The sequence below is a fragment of the Pseudomonas putida genome (assembly GCF_003228315.1).
GTDB classification, from domain to species: domain Bacteria; phylum Pseudomonadota; class Gammaproteobacteria; order Pseudomonadales; family Pseudomonadaceae; genus Aquipseudomonas; species Aquipseudomonas putida_S.
Window position 1 is genome coordinate 820,847 of record NZ_CP029693.1, and the last position, 18,486, is coordinate 839,332.

The 18,486-nt window shown below is 62.3% G+C and carries 17 protein-coding genes and 2 pseudogenes; 9 read left to right on the forward strand and 10 right to left on the reverse strand.

The annotated features are described in order from the left end of the window. Positions 1–89: 89 nt before the first annotated feature. Complete coding sequence (locus DKY63_RS03700; RefSeq protein ID WP_001138082.1) at positions 90–2,975, forward strand: Tn3 family transposase; 2,886 nt, start codon at positions 90–92, stop codon at positions 2,973–2,975. Here DKY63_RS03700 and DKY63_RS32560 read toward each other — a convergent pair. From DKY63_RS32560 to DKY63_RS03735, 8 genes and pseudogenes are all read right to left on the reverse strand, one after another. Next, complete coding sequence (locus DKY63_RS32560; protein ID WP_239499447.1) at positions 2,972–3,313, reverse strand: HD-GYP domain-containing protein; 342 nt, start codon at positions 3,311–3,313, stop codon at positions 2,972–2,974. The two genes, DKY63_RS03700 and DKY63_RS32560, sit on opposite strands and share 4 nt — an antisense overlap. Before the next feature lie 6 nt (positions 3,314–3,319). Beyond that, positions 3,320–3,370: pseudogene (locus tag DKY63_RS33020) on the reverse strand (hypothetical protein); the annotation flags it as partial. Between the two features lie 34 nt (positions 3,371–3,404). After that, positions 3,405–3,692: a DUF3391 domain-containing protein gene (locus tag DKY63_RS32570; protein ID WP_239499444.1), complete on the reverse strand. Its 288-nt coding sequence runs from the start codon at positions 3,690–3,692 to the stop codon at positions 3,405–3,407. A gap of 156 nt (positions 3,693–3,848) precedes the next feature. Further along, positions 3,849–4,229 (reverse strand): hypothetical protein, encoded by a 381-nt coding sequence (locus tag DKY63_RS03715; protein WP_001054412.1) that lies wholly within the window; start codon positions 4,227–4,229, stop codon positions 3,849–3,851. Further along, positions 4,226–4,552, reverse strand: coding sequence for a hypothetical protein (locus DKY63_RS03720; protein WP_000091614.1), 327 nt, complete (start codon positions 4,550–4,552; stop codon positions 4,226–4,228). The genes DKY63_RS03715 and DKY63_RS03720 overlap by 4 nt, the downstream gene beginning before the upstream one ends. 23 nt (positions 4,553–4,575) lie before the next feature. Further along, positions 4,576–4,910 (reverse strand): annotated as a pseudogene (locus DKY63_RS03725) (transposase). Between the two features lie 14 nt (positions 4,911–4,924). Then, entirely contained in the window at positions 4,925–5,260 is a 336-nt protein-coding gene (locus DKY63_RS03730) for a helix-turn-helix domain-containing protein (RefSeq protein ID WP_001172026.1), read from the reverse strand. Continuing rightward, positions 5,241–5,618: a type II toxin-antitoxin system RelE/ParE family toxin gene (locus DKY63_RS03735; protein WP_003151133.1), complete on the reverse strand. Its 378-nt coding sequence runs from the start codon at positions 5,616–5,618 to the stop codon at positions 5,241–5,243. The genes DKY63_RS03730 and DKY63_RS03735 overlap by 20 nt, the downstream gene beginning before the upstream one ends. A 191-nt stretch (positions 5,619–5,809) precedes the next feature. On the opposite strand from DKY63_RS03735, the gene DKY63_RS03740 reads away from it, so the two are divergent. The 5 genes from DKY63_RS03740 to DKY63_RS03760 all read left to right on the forward strand — a co-directional run bounded on the left by DKY63_RS03740 (position 5,810) and on the right by DKY63_RS03760 (position 13,424). Then, positions 5,810–6,412: a recombinase family protein gene (locus DKY63_RS03740; RefSeq protein WP_010465829.1), complete on the forward strand. Its 603-nt coding sequence runs from the start codon at positions 5,810–5,812 to the stop codon at positions 6,410–6,412. Then, a complete protein-coding gene (locus DKY63_RS03745; RefSeq protein WP_024015041.1) occupies positions 6,396–9,425 on the forward strand; it encodes a Tn3 family transposase in 3,030 nt (1,009 codons plus the stop codon). Before DKY63_RS03740 ends, DKY63_RS03745 begins: the two co-directional genes overlap by 17 nt. Before the next feature lie 49 nt (positions 9,426–9,474). Next, the gene (locus tag DKY63_RS03750) at positions 9,475–11,121 is read left to right on the forward strand and encodes a DUF5710 domain-containing protein (RefSeq protein WP_430523139.1); all 1,647 of its coding nucleotides are present in this window, start codon (positions 9,475–9,477) and stop codon (positions 11,119–11,121) included. Between the two features lie 214 nt (positions 11,122–11,335). Further along, on the forward strand, positions 11,336–12,847 hold the full coding sequence (locus DKY63_RS03755; RefSeq protein ID WP_003830786.1) for an MFS transporter: 1,512 nt from the start codon (positions 11,336–11,338) through the stop codon (positions 12,845–12,847). A gap of 10 nt (positions 12,848–12,857) precedes the next feature. Continuing rightward, positions 12,858–13,424, forward strand: coding sequence for a TetR/AcrR family transcriptional regulator (locus tag DKY63_RS03760; RefSeq protein ID WP_008786762.1), 567 nt, complete (start codon positions 12,858–12,860; stop codon positions 13,422–13,424). A 19-nt stretch (positions 13,425–13,443) separates the two neighbouring features. Here the strand turns inward: DKY63_RS03760 and DKY63_RS32860 are convergent, their stop codons facing one another. Further along, positions 13,444–13,602, reverse strand: coding sequence for a DUF6118 family protein (locus DKY63_RS32860; RefSeq protein ID WP_240326617.1), 159 nt, complete (start codon positions 13,600–13,602; stop codon positions 13,444–13,446). Between the two features lie 95 nt (positions 13,603–13,697). Further along, positions 13,698–14,627 (reverse strand): recombinase family protein, encoded by a 930-nt coding sequence (locus DKY63_RS03765; RefSeq protein WP_003150544.1) that lies wholly within the window; start codon positions 14,625–14,627, stop codon positions 13,698–13,700. A gap of 201 nt (positions 14,628–14,828) precedes the next feature. On the opposite strand from DKY63_RS03765, the gene DKY63_RS03770 reads away from it, so the two are divergent. Genes DKY63_RS03770 through DKY63_RS03780 form a run of 3 tightly spaced genes read left to right on the forward strand, consistent with a single transcriptional unit; the run spans position 14,829 to position 18,475 of the window. Next, positions 14,829–15,068: a ribbon-helix-helix domain-containing protein gene (locus DKY63_RS03770; RefSeq protein ID WP_003089107.1), complete on the forward strand. Its 240-nt coding sequence runs from the start codon at positions 14,829–14,831 to the stop codon at positions 15,066–15,068. After that, complete coding sequence (locus DKY63_RS03775) at positions 15,068–15,478, forward strand: putative toxin-antitoxin system toxin component, PIN family (protein WP_003150546.1); 411 nt, start codon at positions 15,068–15,070, stop codon at positions 15,476–15,478. Before DKY63_RS03770 ends, DKY63_RS03775 begins: the two co-directional genes overlap by 1 nt. A 3-nt stretch (positions 15,479–15,481) precedes the next feature. Continuing rightward, positions 15,482–18,475, forward strand: coding sequence for a Tn3 family transposase (locus tag DKY63_RS03780; RefSeq protein WP_110962871.1), 2,994 nt, complete (start codon positions 15,482–15,484; stop codon positions 18,473–18,475). Positions 18,476–18,486 lie beyond the last annotated feature (11 nt).

Below are 18,486 nucleotides of genomic sequence, written 5' to 3' on the forward strand. Positions count from 1 at the left end.
ACGATTGCATTGACCTCTGGAAATGTATCTCAACCAGCTTCATAAACAAAGCGTCTTGAACGCTATCAGATTTTGAAAAAGGAACATGTATGCCGCGTCGCGTCACTCTAACCGATCGGCAGAAAGACGCGCTGTTGCGCTTGCCGACTTCACAGACGGATTTGCTCAAGCACTATACGCTGAGTGATGAAGACCTTGGGCATATCAGGCTGCGTCGGCGCGCTCACAACAGGTTCGGCTTCGCCCTGCAATTGTGTGTCCTGCGCTATCCCGGCCGGGTGCTGGCTCCAGGCGAACTGATCCCTGCAGAGGTCATCGAATTTATCGGAGCGCAGCTTGGCCTGGGTGCCGACGATCTCGTAGACTATGCTGCCCGCGAGGAAACACGGCACGAGCATCTTGCCGAGTTACGGGGGCTCTACGGCTTCCGCACCTTCTCCGGACGTGGTGCGAGCGAGCTGAAGGAATGGTTGTTCCGAGAAGCCGAGATGGCGGTGTCGAACGAGGATATCGCCCGTCGCTTCGTAGCCGAGTGCCGACGCACCCGCACTGTCCTTCCCGCGACATCCACGATCGAGCGGCTTTGTGCCGCGGCTCTCGTCGATGCCGAGCGACGCATCGAGACGAGGATCGCCAGTCGGCTGCCTATGTCGATCCGAGAACAGTTGCTGGCATTGCTCGAGGAGACGGCTGATGATCGGGTGACCCGTTTTGTGTGGCTGCGCCAGTTCGAGCCTGGCTCGAACTCTTCGTCGGCCAACCGGCTGCTCGACCGGCTCGAATATCTGCAACGCATCGATCTCCCCGAGGATCTGCTTGCCGGCGTTCCTGCCCATCGGGTGACTCGTCTGCGCAGGCAGGGTGAACGGTATTATGCCGACGGCATGCGCGATCTCCCGGAGGACAGGCGGCTTGCGATCTTGGCTGTTTGCGTCTCGGAATGGCAGGCGATGTTGGCCGACGCAGTGGTCGAAACCCACGACCGGATCGTCGGCCGTCTCTACCGTGCTTCGGAGCGTATTTGCCATGCAAAGGTCGCAGACGAAGCGGGGGTGGTGCGTGACACCCTGAAATCCTTCGCCGAGATCGGGGGCGCCCTGGTCGATGCACAGGATGATGGCCAGCCGCTGGGCGATGTCATCGCGAGTGGGTCAGGGTGGGACGGCTTAAAAACCCTTGTTGCAATGGCAACCAGGCTGACCGCCACCATGGCCGACGATCCGCTCAATCATGTGCTCGACGGTTATCACCGCTTCCGCCGATACGCTCCACGCATGTTGCGCCTGCTCGATCTGCGAGCTGCGCCCGTTGCACTGCCGCTTCTGGAAGCGGTGACGGCCCTTCGTACCGGTTTGAACGATGCCGCGATGACCAGCTTCTTGCGGCCCAGCTCGAAATGGCATCGCCACCTTCGGGCCCAGAGGGCTGGCGACGCTCGCCTATGGGAGATCGCGGTGCTGTTCCATCTGCGCGATGCGTTCCGCTCCGGAGATGTCTGGCTTACTAGGTCCCGGCGCTATGGCGATCTGAAACACGCACTCGTTCCGGCACAATCCATCGCGGAAGGCGGTCGTCTCGCTGTGCCATTGCGGCCGGAGGAATGGCTGGCAGACCGGCAAGCTCGCCTCGACATGCGGTTGCGCGAGCTTGGCCGTGCCGCTCGCGCAGGCACGATCCCGGGCGGGTCGATTGAAAACGGCGTTCTGCATATCGAGAAACTCGAAGCCGCCGCGCCGACAGGCGCCGAAGATCTGGTGCTCGATCTCTACAAGCAGATCCCGCCCACGCGCATCACCGATCTCCTGCTGGAGGTGGATGCGGCGACCGGCTTCACCGAAGCGTTCACCCATCTGCGCACAGGAGCACCCTGCGCTGACCGGATCGGGCTAATGAACGTTATCTTGGCGGAAGGGATCAACCTCGGCTTGCGCAAAATGGCGGATGCGACAAACACCCACACCTTCTGGGAATTGATCCGCATTGGACGGTGGCATGTCGAGGGCGAAGCCTATGACCGGGCGCTGGCCATGGTGGTCGAGGCACAGGCAGCGTTACCCATGGCCCGGTTCTGGGGCATGGGCACGTCGGCTTCGAGCGACGGACAGTTCTTCGTCGCTACAGAGCAAGGTGAGGCCATGAACCTGGTCAACGCGAAATATGGCAATACCCCGGGCCTGAAAGCCTATAGCCACGTCTCCGACCAATATGCGCCGTTCGCAACCCAGGTGATTCCTGCAACGGCAAGCGAAGCGCCTTACATCCTCGATGGCCTGCTGATGAACGATGCTGGACGCCATATCCGCGAGCAGTTCACCGACACGGGCGGCTTCACCGATCACGTCTTTGCCGCATGTGCCATTCTCGGCTACCGGTTCGCTCCGCGCATCCGCGACCTGCCATCCAAACGGCTCTACGCGTTCAATCCGTCGGCCGCCCCGGCGCACCTGCGAGCGTTGATCGGCGGAAAGGTCAACCAAGCCATGATCGAGCGCAATTGGCCCGACATCCTGCGCATCGCCGCCACCATTGCTGCCGGGACCGTCGCGCCAAGCCAGATTCTGCGGAAACTCGCCTCCTATCCGCGGCAGAACGAGCTCGCGACAGCCCTGCGGGAAGTCGGTCGCGTCGAGCGCACCCTGTTCATGATCGACTGGATTCTGGATGCCGAACTCCAACGGCGTGCCCAGATCGGGCTCAACAAAGGCGAAGCTCATCATGCGCTGAAGCGGGCAATCAGCTTCCACCGCCGCGGTGAAATCCGCGACCGTTCCGCCGAAGGCCAGCATTACCGCATCGCCGGCATGAATCTGCTCGCCGCCATCATCATCTTCTGGAACACCATGAAGCTCGGCGAGGTCGTTGCAAACCAGAAACGCGATGGAAAGCTGCTATCGCCCGATCTCTTGGCCCATGTTTCGCCGCTCGGATGGGAACACATCAATCTCACCGGAGAATATCGCTGGCCAAAGCCTTAGCGTAGGATTCCGCCCCCTCCCGCAAACGACCCCAGCTTGCCTGGTTTGTTAAGCACTTCCAGCGGCATCGCGGCCTTGCCTAGGTCGTGCATCAGTCCGCCGATGCCAGCCAGGCGCGTTTGCTCCTCGTCTAGATCGAGATGCCGGGCCAGCGATAGCATCAGGGCGCAGACGGCAACCGAGTGCAGGTAGGTGTAATCGTCGTGCGTTTTGATGCGTGCGACGCTGATGAGGGCATGAGGTTGGCGCAGCACCGAGGCAGCGATTTCTCCGACCAGCGGCAACGTCGTGCTTGGGTCGACGGCCTTGCCAAGCCGGGCTTCCTGGAACATGTCCATGACTTGGGACTTGGCCGCAAGACAGAGTTTCCGTGCATAACACATTTCGCTCTCCATTGAGGTTGCGCCGTCACTTTTCTTGCTTAGTGGACTAGACGGCAGAGATTGCTCCTCCGACAATTCTCTGGGCTCTGGGCTCTGGGCTCTGGGCTCTGGGCTCTGGGCTCTGGGCTCTGGGCTCTGGGCTCTGGGCTCTGGGCTCTGGGCTCTCTGGGCTCTCTGGGCTCTCTGGGTCGACTTGGCTTTTGGCCAAGTCGACCCAGACCTCCCCGACGCCACATTCTCGAATGGCAGAGAGATCCTGAGGCTCGGTCAGCAGGAAGCTGCCGCGCCAGAATGGGTGTCGAACCCAAGAGCAGGCGAGCTTGTGGATGTACATGCCGAGACGAAGCTCGGATACGGGAATGCGTTTTACCAACTTATTTTCCTTTCTGAGTTGGGTGGTTAGGCGTGCGCCGAGGCTGGCACCCAGCGGTAGAGCGGAGGTAAGGTCACGCCAAGATTCTTGGATCAGCCGGAACCGCCGAAATTTCCGTCAGCCGATCAACATGGCTTTGTCTCGCGCTCGGTCGATGCGTTCCTGCATCGCCTGCATGACTTCTTCGTGGGTGTACGACTTGGCGTTGGGGTCGTCGGCCTCTCGGAGAGCTTCCTCGACCTCGCGGGTCATCCGCGCATATTCTTCCGGCCACAGCGCTTGCTCCATGCGCAGCGACGCCTGCCCAAGCAGGTGCAGCAGGCCGAACAGCCGCATGTCATTGGTGGCGACGACGTGCTCTCGAATCCGCTCCTGGATCACCTCGCAGGCCCGATGCGCCTCTGGCGTCGCCGTGCCCTCGTAGCCGGCTGGGAGTTCTGCTTCTTCAGCGATTCGCGCCCAAGCGATAGCCAGCGCCTCGATGGTGGACAGGTTCATTTGCTCATCCACTTGCGCAGCAGACGCTTTTTCAGGGAGGCGCGCTCTTGCGGATTGCGTCCCTTGTGGTTGGCAATGCGATCCGCCGTGGCGGCCTGGCGCTTGATGGGCCAGTAGGAGCGGCCATCCTTACCCATCGACCAGACGTTGCTGACCTGGTTTTCCAGTAGAGGCAGATGGGCGCATAGAGCTTCCGGCGACGCGCTGGCCAGCGCGGTGCGCTCGTGGGTTCGCCAGCGCTGATGCCAGAGTTTCTTGTCCTCGCGCTCGCTACGGCAGGTCGTGTGCCCAACGATGGGCGTTTTGCGGCGGCTGCGGCTCATGATGTGGTTGTCTCCAAGAACATTCAGGACAGGCTTTCTGGGTAGAGCGCCGTCACCGGGACAGGGTTTCTTGCACTTGTTCCAGCGAGGTCATCAGATGATCAACCTGATCCTGAAGATCCACGGCGAGATCAAATAGCTCAGCCACTCGGCTGCGTGATCCCTCGTTGAACGCGGCCATTGCCAGTTGATGCAGCTTCAACAGGTCGGTGCGCAGTTGCGGAGGTGCGCCGTCTGCGCTGTCATTCAAATCGCCGCGCAGCACGTCCACGGCATCGACTGCACGCAGCAGTGCCGTGGTATCGAAATTCTCGGGAGTCAGTTCGTCCCATTCGTCGTCGGTGATGCGGGCTGCCATCAGGAGAGCTCCGATTAAGCGGTTGCGAGCGTTAGATGCCCGATCGGCTCGGCTGCTGGCCGTACCTTGATTTCGATGTCGTAGCCGAGGCGATTCAGACAATCCATCAGCTTGCGTTCGGATAGATTGGTGAAGTCGCCGCGCATCATGCCCGACACCTTCGGTTGCGGGATGCCCATGCGTTTGGCCGCCGCTTGTTGAGTCAGCCCAAGGGCGCGCATGGCCCTCCTGATCTCGACCACCAGGCCGGTCTTGATCTTGAGCTTTTCAGCGTCAGGCAGTCCAAGGTCGGCAAAGACGTTGCCCGAGCTGCGCTGAACCTCGACGCCTTCAATGATTCGTTTTTGCATTTCGTAGCTCCTGTGCCAATACCTCGGCCACCTTCAGCCGAGCGCGGATGATGTCCATGTCGGCCTTTGGCGTGGCGATTCCGCTCTTGCTCTTCTTCTGGAAGCAGTGCAGGACGAACACCGCTTCCGCAAACTTGACCGTGTATACCGCTCGATAGGTGCCGCCGGCATCGTCTTCGACGACCTCCAGCACGCCGGCACCACCGAACCCCTTGAGCACCTTTGCTGCGTCATCCTGATCGCCTATCTGCGCCAACGAGAGCGCGTAACCGAAACGGCGACGCACGTCGGACGGCAACGCCATCAAATCCTTGTGGCTGCTCGCGATCCATTCGAGCGGTTTTTCTTTGTTTGTCATGACGGAATTTTATACCTGTTCAGGTAATGATGTAAACGCGGCAACCTCAAGGAGGTGTCGTAAAACATTTGTTTTGCGACAGGCTGTCAGCCGCCGCTGTGCTACCTGTGCAACACCCCCTCAAAAATGTACGGAAAACTCTATCGCTATTCACTATTATGCGGAAACCTGTTTTTGATGGTTATCCGCCTATGTTGGTTGGCTACATGCGCGTGTCGTCGGACTCCGACCGCCAGAGCACGGACTTGCAGCGCGACGCGCTGCTCGCCGCCGGCGTCGATCCGCGTCACCTGTTTGAGGATCGTGCCTCTGGCGCGAAGGATGACCGTGCCGGCTTGGCGCGGGCGCTTGAGTTCGTTCGAGCCGGCGATGTGCTGGTGGTGTGGAAACTCGACCGGCTCGGTCGCTCGCTGTCGCACCTGCTCGCCATTGTGACTTCGCTCAAGGACAAGCGGGTGGCGTTCCGCTCGCTGACAGAGAACCTGGACACTACGACGCCCTCGGGCGAATTCCTGTTCCAGGTGTTCGGTGCGCTCGCGCAGTACGAGCGCGCCTTGATTCAGGAGCGCGTCGTCGCGGGCTTGGCCGCCGCACGCAAACGCGGCCGGATCGGCGGCCGGCCGCAGGCGATCACTGGTGAGAAGCTGGACGCCATCGTCGCCGCGCTCGATGGCGGCATGTCTAAGGCGGCGGTGTGCCGCAACTTCAATGTCAAGCGCACTACGTTGATCGAAACATTGACGCGAGCAGGTTGGCGTGGTGCGGGAAGGACGGTCGATGAGCAACAAGAATAAGCTACTCACCGTCTTTTCTGACGCAGAGCAGGAAGCCTTGTACGGCCTACCGGACTTCGACGATGCTCAGCGGCTGGAATACCTGGCGTTGGCCGAATCTGAACTGGCGTTCGCCAGCAGCCGGCCTAGCCTGCAGGCCCAAGTCTATTGCGTCTTGCAGATCGGCTACTTCAAGGCCAAGCATGCTTTCTTCCGCTTCGATTGGCATGAGGTCGAGGACGATTGCGCCTTCGTGCTGAGTCGCTATTTCCACGGCGAAGCGTTCGAACGCAAGGCGATCACCAAGCATGAGCACTACAGCCAGAGGGGTCAGATCGCCGAACTGTTCGGCTACCGGTCGTGGGCGGCTAGCTTCCTGCCGCAACTGGCACAGCAGGCTGAACAGATCGTGCGGCGCGACGTAATGCCAGGATTCGTGGCCGCCGAACTGATCGTTTGGCTCAGCGAGCACAAAATCATCCGGCCCGGCCACACCACCTTACAAGAGCTGGTCAGTGAAGCCCTGTCCACCGAACGCAGGCGCTTGGGCGGCTTGCTGGCAGAAGTGTTGGACGAATCGGCCAAAGCTGCGCTGGGCCAGCTCCTGGTGCGTGACGACACCCTGTCTCAACTGGCAGCGCTCAAGCAGGACGCTAAAGATTTCGGCTGGCGTCAGATGGCAGGGGAGCGCGAGAAGCGCGCCACGCTGAAGTCCTTGCACGGGATCGCCAAGGCGCTGCTGCCCAAGCTCGGCATCTCGCAGCAGAACCTGCTGTACTACGCGAGCCTGGCGAACTTCTATACCGTCCATGACCTGCGCCACCTGAAGGCGGAGCAGACCCGGCTCTACCTGCTGTGCTATGCCTGGGTACGTTACCGGCAGCTCACCGACAACCTGGTCGACGCGATGGCCTTCCACATGAAAAAACTTGAGGACGAGAGCCGCACGGGTGCGAAACAGTCCTTTGTCGCCGAACAGCTGCGACGCCATCAGGAAACGCCGCAGGTTGGCCGCCTGCTGTCGCTGTACGTGGACGACAGCGTGGCCGATCCGACGCCGTTCGGCGAGGTGCGCCAACGCGCCTACAAAATCATGTCCAGGGAATTGCTGCAAAACACGGCGCAGCGCATGAGCGTCAAGCCACTGAACAAACTGGCGCTGCACTGGCAGGCGGTGGACGGCCTGGCCGAACGCATTCGACGCCATCTACGGCCGCTGTACGTCGCGCTCGACTTCGCCGGCACGGCCCCCGATAACCCATGGCTCGCGGCGCTGACTTGGGCCAAGAGCGTGTTCGCCAAGCAGCAGCGCCTATCACAACGGCCACTCGACGAATGTCCGGCGGCAACGCTGCCGAAACGCTTGCGTCCGTACCTGCTGATGTTCGATGCCGAAGGCACGCCGACAGGCCTGCATGCCGATCGTTACGAATTCTGGCTTTACCGTCAGGTCAGGAAACGCTTCCAGGCGGGCGAGCTCTACATTGACGATAGCTTGCAGCACCGGCATTTGTCCGACGAGTTGGTTTCGATGGACGAGAAAGCCGCCGTGCTCGCGCAGATGGACATCCCCTTCCTGCGGCAGCCGGTCAGTGCCCAGCTCGATGCACTGGCGACCGAGTTGCGTGCGCAATGGGTGGCGTTCAATCGCGAGCTGAAACAGGGCAAGCTGACGCACCTGGAATACGACAAGGACACGCAGAGACTGACCTGGCGCAAGCCCAAGGGGGAGAACCAGAAGGCGCGCGAGCAAGCTCTCTACGAGCAACTGCCATACTGCGATGTCGCCGACGTGTTTCGCTTCGTCAACGGCCAGTGCCAGTTCCTGTCGGCGCTGACACCATTGCAGCCACGCTATGCGAAGAAGGTAGCCGACGCCGACAGTCTGATGGCGGTGATCATTGCCCAAGCCATGAACCACGGCAACCAGGTTATGGCACGTACCAGCGACATCCCGTACCACGTCCTGGAGAGTACCTACCAGCAGTACCTGCGCCAGGCGACGCTACATGTGGCCAACGATTGCATCAGCAACGCCATCGCCGCACTGCCGATCTTCCCGCATTACTCGTTCGACCTCGATTCGTTGTACGGTGCCGTTGATGGGCAGAAATTCGGCGTCGAGCGACCAACTGTGAAGGCGCGCTACTCGCGCAAATATTTCGGCCGCGGCAAGGGCGTCGTCGCCTACACGCTGCTGTGCAATCACGTGCCGTTGAACGGCTACCTGATAGGCGCACACGAGTACGAGGCTCACCACGTGTTCGACATCTGGTACCGCAACACGTCGGACATCGTGCCGAGCGCGATCACCGGCGACATGCACAGCATCAACAAGGCCAACTTCGCCATCCTGCACTGGTTCGGACTTCGTTTCGAGCCGCGCTTCACCGACCTCGACGACCAGTTGCAGGAGCTGTATTGCGCCGATGATCTGGCATTGTACGAGAAATGCCTGATCCGGCCGGCTGGCCAGATCGACCGGCAACTCATCGTCGGTGAGAAGGCGAACATCGACCGAATCGTCGCCACACTGGGCCTGAAGGAAATGACGCAGGGCACGCTGATCCGCAAGCTGTGCACCTATACGGCGCCGAACCCGACGCGGCGCGCAATCTTCGAGTTCGACAAGCTCATCCGCAGTATCTACACACTGCGCTACCTGCGCGACCCGCAACTGGAGCGTAATGTTCACCGCTCGCAGAACCGCATTGAGTCCTATCACCAGCTACGCTCGACCATCGCCCAAGTCGGTGGGAAGAAGGAATTGACCGGCCGCACCGACATCGAAATCGAGATCAGCAACCAGTGCGCCAGGCTGATCGGCAACGCGATCATCTTCTACAACTCGGCGATCCTGTCCCTGCTGCTGACGAAGTACGAGGCAGCTGGCAATGCCAAGGCGCTGGCGTTGATCACGCAGATGTCGCCAGCGGCCTGGCGGCACATCCTGCTGAACGGGCATTACACCTTCCAGACTGACGGCAAGTTCATCGACCTGGATGCGCTCGTGGCGGGACTGGAGCTGGGCTGACGGAAATTTCTGGGATTCCGGCGTACAACCCCGCGTACATGAAGAGCGGGTGCGCCGCGACCCCAACAGCACCGACGAGGACATTTCAGCGGCTAAAGAAGCCCGGAAGGATGCCGAGGCGACCGCCATGCTCAACGATGCGGACTTGCAGCGCCGCATTGCCGAGCTTGAACGCGACCAGCAGGCGCAAGCCCAAGGCGTGGCGGCCGAGCCGGAGCAGCAGAAGCCCGAACGCGAGTACATCAATGTGCCGTTCAAGGAAAAGGACGAAGCCAAAGGACTCGGGGCGCGCTGGGATCGCCAGCAACAGTCCTGGTACGTGCCGGCGGGCGTCGATGCCGCCCCATTCGCCAAATGGGCGCAGGGAGCCGCTACGGCGGCCACAGAGGCCCGTTCAGAGGCCGCAGCACCCCAAGCCCAGCCCGAGGGCCAGAAAGCCGCCCAGGGCCGCACCTATCTGGCCGTTCCCTACGCCGAACGCGGCGAGGCGAAGGCCGCCGGCGCGCTTTGGGACAAGGCCGCGAAGTCCTGGTATGCCGGCCCGCGTGCCGACTTGGCCAAGCTGGAACGCTGGAACCCCGAGAACGTATCGACCCAGCAGGGGCCGGCAATGACGCCCAGGGAAGAATTTGCCGAGGCGATGAAGGCGGCCGGCTTGCAGGTTGGAACCGTCAAGGGCGCGGCCGGCGACCATCCGATCATGGACGGCAAGAAGCACCGTGTTCCGGTCGAGGGCGGCAAGGCCGGCGCGCTGGACGGCTTTTATGTCGGCCACCTGGACGGCCACCCGGCGGGCCGGATCATCAACAACAAGACCGGCACGGACGTGACCTGGAAGAGCAAGGGCTACGCTTTGAGCGACGAGGAAAAAGCCAAGCTGCAAGCCGAGGCCGCGACCAAGCTGGCCGAGCGCAGCGCCGAGATCGAGAAGCAGCAGGAAGCGACCGCGCAGCGGGTCGGCCGCCAGATGGACGGCCTTACCGCCATCGAGCAGCCGACGCCGTACCTGGAAGCCAAGGGCATCAAGCCGCAGGCCGGGGCGCTGACCGACAAGGACGGCCAGAAAACCTACATCCCCGCCTTCGACGTGGACGGCAAGCAGTGGACGATGCAGTACATCCAGGAGGACGGCACCAAGCGATTCGCCAAGGACTCGAAGAAGGAAGGATGCTTCCATCCGGTCGGCGGCATGGATGCCTTGGCCGCAGCGCCGGCGCTGGTGATTTCCGAGGGCTACGCCACGGCCGCGAGCAATGCCGAGGCGCTGGGCTTCGCTACCGTCGCCGCGTTTGACTCCGGCAATCTGCCCCACGTCGCCCGCGCCTTGCATGAGAAGTACCCGGACAAGCCCATCATCATCGCCGGCGACGATGACAAACAGCAGGAGATCGAGCGCGGCCACAACCCCGGCCGGGCCAAGGCCGAGGAAGCGGCGCAGGCGGTCGGCGGCAAGGCCATCTTCCCGATCTTCGCGCCAGGCGAGCAGGCGGGCGATCCCAAGGGCTTCACCGACTTCAACGACTTGGCCAACAAGAGCGAGCTGGGCCGCGAAGGCGTCAAGCGCCAGGTCACTACGGCGGTGGGCAAGGTGCTGATCGACGTTGGCCAGGAGCAGAAGGCGCAGAAACTGGAACAGGAGCAGAAGCGCGAGCAGAAGCAAGAGCAGCGGCCGAAGCGGGCCGCCAAGATCGGATAACCCCACCACCACCCTGCACCACTTCGCCGCCCCGCACTCCGGGGCGGTTTTTTTTGGCGTGCTGGCCAGGTCGGAGATCCACGCCGGCGAGATCCACAACGAGATCCACGCGGCCAAGTTGCATGGCCAAAAATAACCTAGCCTCACGGGCAGGCGCTTGATACTTTACTAACTTGTCTGTAAAGTTTGGCTACTCTCACTGAATGGTGCTATCATGCCTGCCGCCCACTCGAACCGCTGGGTTCTTCTGGTGACCGTCGCCGCCGGTCTCCTGCTTATCGTTCTGGACAATTCGGTCCTCTACACGGCCCTGCCTACCCTGACGCGCGAGCTTGGCGCGACGGCAACGCAAGGGTTGTGGATCATCAACGCATACCCCCTCGTCATGGCCGGCCTGCTGCTCGGCACCGGGACGCTGGGTGACAGGATCGGTCACCGGCGCATGTTCCTCATCGGCCTCGTGCTGTTCGGTGTCGCGTCGATTGTGGCGGCCTATTCGCCTACAGCGGAAATCCTGATCGGGGCGCGGGCCTTTCTGGCGGTCGGCGCGGCGGCGATGATGCCCGCGACACTCGCCCTCATCCGCGTCACCTTCGAGGATGACCGGGAACGCAACATCGCCATTGCGATCTGGGGGTCGTTGTCGGTCGTCGGCGCTGCGCTCGGACCGATCATCGGCGGTTTTCTGCTCGGCCATTTCTGGTGGGGGTCGGTGTTCCTCATCAATGTGCCGGTAGTGGTCGCTGCCTTCATTTCGGCGCTGATCGTTGCGCCGAAGGTGGCCGGCGATGCGACCAAGCCTTGGGACGTGGTGTCGTCGTTTCAGGCATTGGTGGCGCTGTCGGCTTTTGTGATCGCGATCAAGGAATCTGCCCATGCCGGGCAGTCGTGGGCCGTCCCCGCTATTTCGCTGCTGGTTGCCATCCTCGCCGGAGCGCTGTTCGTCCGCCGGCAACTGCGCCTGCCGTTCCCGCTGCTCGACTTCTCGATCTTCCGCAATGCCGCGTTCACATCGGGCGTTCTAGCGGCCGCGTTCTCCCTGTTCGCCATCGGCGGTGTTGAGCTTGCTACGACGCAACGCTTCCAGCTCGTTGCGGGCTTCACGCCGCTGGAAGCCGGGATGCTGGTTTCGGCGGCGGCGCTCGGATCATTGCCGACTGCGCTGCTCGGTGGTGCATTCCTGCATCGTATTGGCCTACGTATCCTTATAGCTGGCGGGCTTGCGGCGGGATCGCTGGCGGTCCTGCTTGCGACATGGGGCATCACTCATGGCCTTGGCTGGCTGATCGCCGGTCTGGCGCTGACCGGTGCCGGCGTAGGTGCAACAATGTCGGTGGCATCAACGGCTATTGTGGGCAATGTGCCTGTGCATCGCGCCGGCATGGCGTCGTCGGTCGAGGAAGTGTCCTACGAGTTTGGCAGTCTGTTCGCTGTCACAATTCTCGGAAGTCTTTTGGCCTACCTCTATACGGTCAACGTCGTGTTCCCCGCCGGAACCTCGGAAGCGGCCCGCGACAGCATGGCGTCGGCGCTGGTCTTTGCCAACGAGGCGGGGGCCGATGGTGTTGTCGTGCGTCAAGCGGCAGGAATCGCATTCGACCACGCCTATACGGTCGTCATGTACGTGGCGGCGGGTGTTCTGGCCGTGGGTGCCCTGATCACCGGCATCCTGTTGCGGCGCTACGGTCCCGGCTCGCAATCGTCAGCCTATCCCACACAACACTAAGGAAGCCGACATGGCGAGAGCCAGCAAGCGCCTCGAAGTGCTTGAAGCCATTGTGAGCATCATCGAGCGTGACGGCCTCACCGCCGTCACCCTCGACGCCGTAGCGCTCGAAACCGGCATGACACGCGCCGGCCTTCTGTATCATTTCCCGTCGCGCGAAGCCCTGATCCTCGCCACCCATGAGCATCTGACTCGCTCATGGGAACAGGAGCTGGAAGCGAGCGCCGGCAACACCTCGGACAGGGCGACAGACGCCGAACGACACGCCGCCTACATCAACACCTGCGCAAGAGCTGCCCGGCGGGTCGAACTACTGCTCATGCTGGAAAGCTCCGACAATCGGCAGCTTGGCGATCTGTGGCAACAGGTCATCGACCGCTGGGCACCTCCTGCGCCGATTGGAAACGACGCTGCCGAGTTGGACAGGTTCATTTCGCGCCTTGCCGCCGATGGGCTGTGGATTCACGAGGCGCTGTCGTCGCGCCCGCTCCCCGAGCAACTGCGCAAGCGTATCGCGGCGCGCCTCGTCGCGATGGCCGCCGGACCTGTTGAGGCGGAAGAAAACCTCCCGAAATAACTGGTGTCCCCCCACAACCCTACTGCGCCGGTGCTGCCGGCGCTTTCACGGTGATGGTGCATTGCTGATCTGAACCGGCCGTGCGCGCGGCCTCGGCGCATTGCCCGATCGCCTCGGCATTGTCGCGCACGAGCTGCGAGGAATTTGAGTCGGGAGCCTTCCCATTTTGGCTAGGCATGGAACAATAGCCATTTTCCCTATACCCAAAATGACCAGGAGGCCCGCATGAAAGTGGGGTTTGGGGAGCAATGGAACCAAAAACCAACGTAAGCCCTACCAACGCTTTTCGGTGTCTTCTTCCCAGGCGCCCATCTCGACAAAACAGTTGCGCATGTCGGCCTCCTGGCTGATCTCGGTCAGCAGGTCATGCACGCTCTTGTCCAGCTCATCGTCGCTCCGATACGGAATGGTCAACTCATAGTGGCCGGCATCCAGCCGCTTCATGCCATAGGGCTCCAGGCAGTAGCGCTCAATGTTCTCCGTGGCCCGCTTCCGGCCGCGCACGAACTTGCTGTTATTCACCACCGCGAGGCGCAGGGTGACGGTGGCCACCCGCTCGGCGGCGGGCGGCTCTGCCGGCGACGCGGCCGAAGGCTGCTGGTCGCGTGACCTGGCGCTCTTCTGGTACGCGCCGATCTCGACACCACGGTGGCGCAGGTAGCTGTACAGCGTGCTCTTGGAGATGTGCAGCTTCTCGCCGATCGCGCTGACGCTCAGGCGACCTTCGCGGTAGAGGGTTTCGGCCGCCATGGCGGTGGCCTCAGCCTTGGCTGGCAGGCCCTTGGGACGGCCACCGATCCGGCCACGCGCCCGTGCGGCCGACAGACCCGCCTGAGTCCGCTCGCGGATCAGCTCGCGCTCGAACTCCGCCAGCGAGGCGAACAGGTTGAACACCAGGCGGCCTTGGGCGTGGGTGGTGTCGATGGGGTCATTCAGGCTCTGTAAGCCGACCTTGCGCTCTGCCAGCTCGCCGACCAACTCGACCAGGTGCTTGAGGGAACGCCCAAGGCGATCCAGCTTCCAGATCACCACGGCATCACCCGGCCGCACGTTGGCCAGCAGTTTGTCCAACTCCGGCCGGGCGCTTTTCGCGCCGCTGGCGATGTCTTGGTAGATGCGTTCGCACCCGGCCTGTTTCAGGGCATCGACTTGTAGGTCGGCTTTCTGATCCCGAGTGCTCACTCGCGCATAACCGATCTTCATCAAAAGTACTGTTTACTCGACTACGTTAGTAATAGTTGAACTTTGATTAAGCGTACCAGTTATTTGAACCGTAGCGCGGGGAGCTTAACGAACCGAGCCATTCCTCGATAGAGTTCGGCAAAACCTTCGTTTTGTCGAACCATTGCATCGCCCTTTGTGATTGGCGTATAAACACACAAACACCTATTAGCGGAGAACGCTATGAATACCATTCGCTGGAATGTCGCCGTCTCGGCCGACACCGACCAGTCGCTTCGGATGTTTCTGGCCAGCCAGGGCGGCGGCCGTAAGGGCGACCTGTCGCGCTTCATCGAAGAAGCGGTACGGGCACACATCCTGGAGCTGAGCGCTGAGCAGGCCAAGGCCGCTAACGCCCATCTGAGTGAGGCAGAATTGACCAACGCGGTTGACGAAGCGCTCGACTGGGCACGTAAGCGCTGATGCGGGTCGTGTTGGATACCAACATCCTGTTCAGCGCCCTGATCTCGCCACATGGCGCGCCCGATGCGATCTACCGTGCCTGGCGGGCGGCGCGTTTCGAGGTGGTGACCTCGCGGATGCAACTCGATGAAATTCGTCGAGCCAGCCGCTATCCCAAGCTTCAGGCCATCCTACAGCCCGCCAAGGTGGGCGCCATGATCAATAACCTGCAACGGGCTGTGGTACTGGAGCGCCTGACCATCGAGGTCGAAGCCGATGATCCGGATGACTCGTTTTTGCTGGCCATGGCCTTGGCGGGCGATGCGGACTACCTGGTAACCGGTGATCGCCGCGCCGGCCTGCTGCAACGCGGGCACATCGAACGCACGCGGATCGTCACGCCCGCCGTGTTCTGCGTCGAGGTGCTGTGATCAATGCCGGTCGGTTTTCTGACTCAAGAGCAACGCGACGGTTTTGGCCGCTATGTTGATTCGCCCAGCCGTGAAGAGCTGGAACGTTACTTCCACCTGAGCGATGAAGACCGTGAAGCCATCCAGGTGCTGCGGGGTAACCATAACCGTCTGGGTTATGCCGTTCTGCTGACCACCGTCCGCTTCGTTGGCGTTCTGCCGGACAAGCCCGCCGCCGTGCCGGTGGAAGTCCTGCAGGTGCTTTGCCGACAACTGGCGATTCCAGACCCCGACTGCCTCCAGCGCTATAGCGATCATCGCCGCTGGATACATGCCACCGATATTCAGAACCGCTTTGGCTATCGTCATTTCACCGATCCGGGCATCGGCTTTCGCTTGAGCCGCTGGCTGTATGCCCTCTGCTGGACGGGCACCGACCGGCCGGGAGTGCTGTTTGAGCGAGCCACCTCGTGGCTGTTCACACAGAAAGTCCTCCTGCCTGGTGTGTCTCAACTAGAGCGCTTTATCGCCCAGTTGCGCAGTCGGGTCGAAGAACGCCTCTGGTTTACGCTGGGCCGCAGCGTGACTGAGGAACAGCGATTGCAACTGCAAGACTTGCTGACGGTGGCCGAAGGCAACCGCAGCTCCCGGCTGGATCAATTGCGCTCCGGCCCGGTCATGGTCAGTGGCCCCGCGTTGATTCGGGCACTGCGCCGGCTCGATGACGTGCGCGGCATCGGCATCACCTTGCCGGCGGCGGCGCACATCCCTCCCAGCCGTATCGCCGCCCTGGCCCGCTTCGCCAACACGGCCAAGGTCACCGCGATTAATCGGCTGCCGGCGTCGCGGCGGATGGCGACACTGGTGGCCTTCGCACTCTGCCTGGAGGCGACTGCGCACGACGACGCACTGGAAGTCCTGGAGGCCTTGCTGCGCGACCTGTTCAGCAACGCGGAGAAGGCCGACAAGAAAGCCCGCATGCGCAGCCTGAAAGACCTGGATCGGTCGGCCGCGACGCTCGCCGCCGCGTGCAAGGTCGTGCTGGACAGGACGATCAGCGATGACAACGTGCGCGCCCGGCTGTTCAACGACCTGCCGAGGACCACCCTGGAAAAGGCCCTGGAAGAGGTCAACGCGCTGATCCGCCCGGTAGATGACGTCTATTTTCTTGCATTGGAAGCGCGCTACCGCAGCGTGCGCCGCTTCCTGCCCGACCTGCTCAAGCACATCCGCTTCGGCTTCAGCCCGGCCGGCAAGGGCGTGGCGGCTAGTCTGGAGTGGCTGCAACTGAACCTGCCGCGCCGGAAGCCAGAGGATGACGCGCCGCAGGAGATCGTGGCCAAGGCTTGGCAGAAGCACATCACCCGCGAAGATGGCTCCCTCGACATGGGTGCCTATGTGTTCTGCACGCTCGATGCGCTGCGCACGGCCCTGCGCCGCCGCGATGTCTTCGTCTCGCCCAGTTGGCGCTATGCCGACCCGCGCCTTGGCCTGCTCGACGGTGCCGAATGGCTGGCGGCGCGACCGATCATCTGCCGGTCACTGGGCCTGACCATCGACGCCAAAACCACCCTGGACGCCTTGTCCGTCGAGCTGGATGCAACCTGGCTGGCAGTAGCCGCGCGCCTGCCCGACAACCCGGCGATTCAACTGAGCGAGAACACCGAGGGCAAGACCGAACTGTCGCTCGGGGCGCTGGACAAGCTGGACGAGCCCTGCTCGTTGCTGCAACTGCGGGCGGCCGTGTCTGACCTGATGCCGCGTGTCGATCTGCCGGAAATCCTCTTGGAAATCGCCGCCCGCACTGGCTTTTCCGAGGCCTTCACCCATGTCTCCGAACGCAATGCACGCGCCGACAACCTGGTCACCAGCCTCTGCGCGGTGCTGTTGGGCGGGGCCTGCAACACCGGCCTGGAGCCCTTGATCCGCACCGACAACCCGGCGCTGCGCCGTGACCGGCTGTCCTGGGTCAGCCAGAATTATATCCGCGACGACACCCTGTCAGCGGCTAACGCCATCCTGGTCGGAGCGCAAAGCCAACTGGAACTGGCCCAAGTCTGGGGTGGCGGCGAGGTCGCCTCCGCCGATGGCATGCGCTTCGTCGTACCGGTGCGCACCGTGCATGCCGGCCCCAATCCGAAGTATTTCGGCACCGGCCGGGGTGTCACCTGGTACAACCTGATTTCCGACCAATTCTCCGGCCTCAACGCCATCACCGTGCCCGGCACGCTGCGCGACAGCCTGGTGTTGCTGGCGGTCGTGCTGGAACAGCAGACCGAGTTGCAGCCGACGCAAATCATGACCGACACCGGGGCCTACAGCGATGTGGTGTTCGGGCTCTTCCGCCTACTTGGCTACCACTTCAGTCCGCGGCTGGCCGATGTCGGCGGTACCCGCTTCTGGCGCACGCGCCCGGACGCGGACTACGGCAAGCTCAACGGGCTGGCCCGCCAGTCGGTCAAACTCGACCTGATCGCCGAGCACTGGGACGACCTGCTGCGCCTGGCCGGCTCGCTCAAACTCGGCCGGGTGCCGGCGACTGGCATCATGCGCACGCTGCAAACGGGAGATAGACCCACCCGGCTGGCCCAGGCGCTGGCCGAATTCGGGCGGATCGAAAAGACTCTGCACACGTTGACCTATATCGACGACGAGTCCAAGCGCCGCGCCACCCTGACCCAGTTGAACCGAGGCGAAGGCCGGCACAGCCTGGCCCGCGCCGTGTTCCACGGCAAACGCGGCGAGCTCCGCCAGCGCTACCGCGAAGGCCAGGAAGACCAGCTCGGTGCTCTGGGCCTGGTGGTGAACATCATCGTGCTGTGGAACACCCTCTACATGACGGCGGCCGTGGAACGGCTCAAGCAGCACGGCTATCCAGTGCTGGAAGAGGATTTGGCCCGGCTATCGCCGCTGATCTACGAGCACATCAACATGCTCGGGCGGTATTCCTTTGCGGTACCGGAAGAAGTTGCGCGCGGCGAGCTGCGGCCACTGCGTAATCCAGACGACGACCTGTGATCCCCCTAAAC

Coding starts and splice junctions, on each gene's coding strand:
- DKY63_RS03720 (WP_000091614.1), bottom strand. CDS start 4,552: ATGAGCCGCAGCCGCCGCAAAACGCCCATCGTTGGGCACACGACCTGC.
- DKY63_RS03760 (WP_008786762.1), top strand. CDS start 12,858: ATGGCGAGAGCCAGCAAGCGCCTCGAAGTGCTTGAAGCCATTGTGAGC.
- DKY63_RS03765 (WP_003150544.1), bottom strand. CDS start 14,627: ATGAAGATCGGTTATGCGCGAGTGAGCACTCGGGATCAGAAAGCCGAC.
- DKY63_RS03745 (WP_024015041.1), top strand. CDS start 6,396: ATGAGCAACAAGAATAAGCTACTCACCGTCTTTTCTGACGCAGAGCAG.
- DKY63_RS03780 (WP_110962871.1), top strand. CDS start 15,482: ATGCCGGTCGGTTTTCTGACTCAAGAGCAACGCGACGGTTTTGGCCGC.
- DKY63_RS32860 (WP_240326617.1), bottom strand. CDS start 13,602: ATGCCTAGCCAAAATGGGAAGGCTCCCGACTCAAATTCCTCGCAGCTC.
- DKY63_RS03755 (WP_003830786.1), top strand. CDS start 11,336: ATGCCTGCCGCCCACTCGAACCGCTGGGTTCTTCTGGTGACCGTCGCC.
- DKY63_RS03740 (WP_010465829.1), top strand. CDS start 5,810: ATGTTGGTTGGCTACATGCGCGTGTCGTCGGACTCCGACCGCCAGAGC.
- DKY63_RS03715 (WP_001054412.1), bottom strand. CDS start 4,229: ATGAACCTGTCCACCATCGAGGCGCTGGCTATCGCTTGGGCGCGAATC.
- DKY63_RS03700 (WP_001138082.1), top strand. CDS start 90: ATGCCGCGTCGCGTCACTCTAACCGATCGGCAGAAAGACGCGCTGTTG.
- DKY63_RS03735 (WP_003151133.1), bottom strand. CDS start 5,618: ATGACAAACAAAGAAAAACCGCTCGAATGGATCGCGAGCAGCCACAAG.
- DKY63_RS03770 (WP_003089107.1), top strand. CDS start 14,829: ATGAATACCATTCGCTGGAATGTCGCCGTCTCGGCCGACACCGACCAG.
- DKY63_RS32570 (WP_239499444.1), bottom strand. CDS start 3,692: ATGTACATCCACAAGCTCGCCTGCTCTTGGGTTCGACACCCATTCTGG.
- DKY63_RS32560 (WP_239499447.1), bottom strand. CDS start 3,313: ATGGACATGTTCCAGGAAGCCCGGCTTGGCAAGGCCGTCGACCCAAGC.
- DKY63_RS03730 (WP_001172026.1), bottom strand. CDS start 5,260: ATGCAAAAACGAATCATTGAAGGCGTCGAGGTTCAGCGCAGCTCGGGC.
- DKY63_RS03775 (WP_003150546.1), top strand. CDS start 15,068: ATGCGGGTCGTGTTGGATACCAACATCCTGTTCAGCGCCCTGATCTCG.